The 3,007-nt window shown below is 71.5% G+C and carries 2 protein-coding genes; both read right to left on the bottom strand.

Translation table 11 applies throughout. The features are described from left to right. Nucleotides 1-124 precede the first annotated feature (124 nt). Complete coding sequence (locus D7W82_RS39070) at nucleotides 125-1,864, bottom strand: FHA domain-containing protein (RefSeq protein ID WP_233588204.1); 1,740 nt, start codon at nucleotides 1,862-1,864, stop codon at nucleotides 125-127. A 36-nt stretch (nucleotides 1,865-1,900) separates the two neighbouring features. Next, nucleotides 1,901-3,007 (bottom strand): FHA domain-containing protein (locus D7W82_RS40820; RefSeq protein WP_158617813.1); only part of this gene is annotated, 1,107 nt, incomplete at its 5' end.

The following is a 3,007-nucleotide window of genomic DNA, read 5'->3' as shown; positions in this document are numbered from 1 at the left end:
GGCGGCTTGCCTCCGCTGGCGGCCTTCGCCGGCGCGGGACGCAAGGGGGGCAGCAGCGACGTGCCGAACAGGTCGCCCTGCCCCGGCTCGTCGGCCGGAGGCGGCTCCAGCCCCTTGCGCTTCTTCATCGCGACAGCTTCTCGACCCAGCCCTGGGCCTTGCCGTGCAGCTCATCGTCGGGCGGCGTCATCGCGACGACGTCGCGGAACTTGGGCAGCGCGTCCTCCGGGCTGGAGTCCTTGATGGAGTAGGCCTGCATGTACAGGTCCTTCGCCTTGCCCTTGAGGTCGTTGACGATGTTGGCGGCGCCCGCGTGGCTCGGGTCCGCCTGGAGCGCGCGGCGGGCGAACTCCATGGCGCGCGACCACTGGCCGGCGGCCTTCGCGCCCGCGGCGCTCTTGTAATAGATGTTGCCCGCGCGGGTGCCCGCGTTGCGCGCCATCTTGCTCGTGCGCCCGTCGGTGATGTCCTTGTCCAGCGCGAGCAGGCGGGTGAGGCCCTTGGCGTCCAGGTCCTCCAGCTTCTTGTAGAGGTTGCCGAACTCCGTCATCTGCGCCATCAGCCGCTTGCACTGGGCCGTCTTGGCCGAGCACGCATTGAGGATGGCCACCGCGCCGGTGATGTCCGCGTCGCGGAAGCGGTCCACCGCGGGCTCCCACGGCTTGGGCGCCGCGGCCACGCGCACGGGGTCCGGACGCGTCAGGTCCGCGATGACGCGCACGGCGTCGTCATTGACGAGCTTGCCGTCGCGGTGCTCCGGGAAGGTCGCGAGCACGTCGTCGGTGATGGCCTTGGCGTTCTGCACGTTCTCCAGCGCGCGGGTGTCCAGCAGCCGCTTGGCCTCCTTCGTGCGCGTGTCGGCGGCGTCCGTCAGGTTCTTGCGCGCCGTCTTCAGCTGCTCGTAGAGCTGGGTGTCGCTGCTCACCTTCTCGATGGACGCCTTCGCGGCGGCGAGCTGCCCCTTGTCCAGCGCCGCCTGGGCCGCGCCCAGGTGCTTCTGGTTGGGGATCTCCCGCTCCGCGGCCTTCAGGTAGTCCTCCACGCCGGGGTAGGTCGGCGCCTGCGTGTGGAGCTCCTCCAGCTTCGCCTTGGCCTGCTCCCACTGGCCCTCGCGCACCAGGTTCTTGGCCTCCTGGAAGAGGCCGCCCAGCTGCTCGCGGTACTTGCGCTGCTCCGCCTCGATGCGGCCCTGCTCCTCCTGCTGCTGCCGCATGCGCGAGCGCGCGACGCCCAGGCCCGCGAAGAGCACCACCAGCACGGCGACGCCCGCGAGCTTCATCCGCATGCGCTTGCGCTGCGCTTCCGGCGTGAGCTCCGCGGCGGCCGCGGCCCGCGACGTCTGCGGGCGCGCGCGGCCCTCCCGGGCGGGGCGCGAGGGAATGGCCGTGGGACCGCGGCCCGCCGCCGTGGACGGACGGGGCCGGGGGCTGGAGGGGGCCTGCACCTTGGCGGTGCTGTTGGCGGTGTCCTCGTAGCGCAGCTCCGAGTCGCCCAGCGTGATGACGTCGCCGTTGGCGAGAAGCGTCTCCTCGGCGATGGGCTCGCCGTTGACGATGGTTCCGTTGCCGGAGCCCATGTCACTGACCATCCAGCCGGCGGACTCCTTGCGCAGCGTCACGTGCTTGCGGGAGACGGACGTGTCCTGGATGCAGATGGGGTTGTCGGTGGCGCGGCCGACCGTGTACTCGAGCTCGGAGAGCGCGAACTCCTCGCCCTCCATGGGGCCGGCGATGACGACGAGCTTCGCGGGGCGGGCCGCGGCGGCACCGGCGGTCGACCGGCGGACCGGCGCGCGCGAACCCGTCCCGGAGGAGGGCGTACCGGACGTAGGCCGTCGGCGGGCGGGGGGAGGTGCGTTCGACATGGCGGTCACCGCGTCCTGCTGAGGGGGGCACGAGCCCTAAAGCTCGTGCTCATAGGCTTTTTCCTGCGCGAGATTGTGGCAGCGATGCTCGGCCGTAGGGAAGCGTCTCCGTACGTCTTCCAGGGTCGCGACCGCATCCCGTCGGCTGCGGAACTGAACCGCCCGCTGGAACTGCATCATCAGCTGGCTGCAGCGGTGGTCCAGCTCCGTTGAAATCTGGGCGATCCGCTCCCGGACGTCCTCGTAGAGCTCCGGCTTGTCGTCCAGCGCCTCCAGGGTGATCCACGCGGCCCGGTATTCCCGCCACGCCTTGAACAGGTTCTCCGCGCCCACGTCCTTGAGCTCGTAGAAGCGGGCCCCCGCCTTCGCGGCCTCCCGGGCGGAGAGGATCAGCTGCTCCGGCGTCGCCTCCGGCACCGGGATGATCTCCAGCCGCAGGTTCCAGATGCGCCACGGGTCACGGCCGGGCGGGTTGAGGGCGTTGTCGAAGAGGAGCTGGTTGTTGGCGTTGCGCCGCAGGAGGCTGGGCGGGAGGATCTGCTCCAGCTCACGCTCGGCGGTCTGTGCCGTGTCCGGGGGCACCCAGCCCAGGGACACGCCGTTGAGGGACAGGTTGACCTCGTCCCGGGCGATGTTGCTGGCCTGGTAGTGCAGCACCGCCACCGCGCGCGTGGGGGACACGAAGCGGAAGTCGAAAAGCTTGTCGTCGGCGTGGACCCAGCGCACGCCCTCCCCCAGGCCGAAGGAGTCCGTCACCGGCTCCATGCCCAGCTTGAAGGGTTCACGGCCCGGAAGCCGGATGGCCGTGGGGGACACGAGCGCCACGAGCAGCGTCACCCCGGCCAGCACGGCCACGGCCGCCAGCGACGCGAGGCCGATGCGCTTGGGCAGCGACTGGCGCTGCCAGAAGAGGATGGCCTGCCCCTGGAGCGACCGGGCCAGTTGACGCCGCCTGCGGGCCTTGTCGGCGGCGGACGAGGGCTCGACCTTCGCGACGACCGTCACCGGGCCCCTTGGCGCGGGCTGGGTGGCGGATTCGTCCAGGTCGGCCGGCACGGGCAGGGGGGCTTCGCCCTCCCCGTCCGGAGCGGGTACATGGGCCAGCAGAGGGGACTCGCCTGTCAGCGGGCCGGGGTCCAGGGG

It is taken from the genome of Corallococcus sp. CA049B, assembly GCF_003611685.1.
Classification (GTDB): Bacteria; Myxococcota; Myxococcia; order Myxococcales; family Myxococcaceae; genus Corallococcus; species Corallococcus coralloides.
Note: the sequence above shows the minus strand (reverse complement) of the source record. Positions and strands in the feature narration are given on the sequence as shown.

Coding starts and splice junctions, on each gene's coding strand:
- D7W82_RS39070 (WP_233588204.1), bottom strand. CDS start 1,864: ATGTCGAACGCACCTCCCCCCGCCCGCCGACGGCCTACGTCCGGTACG.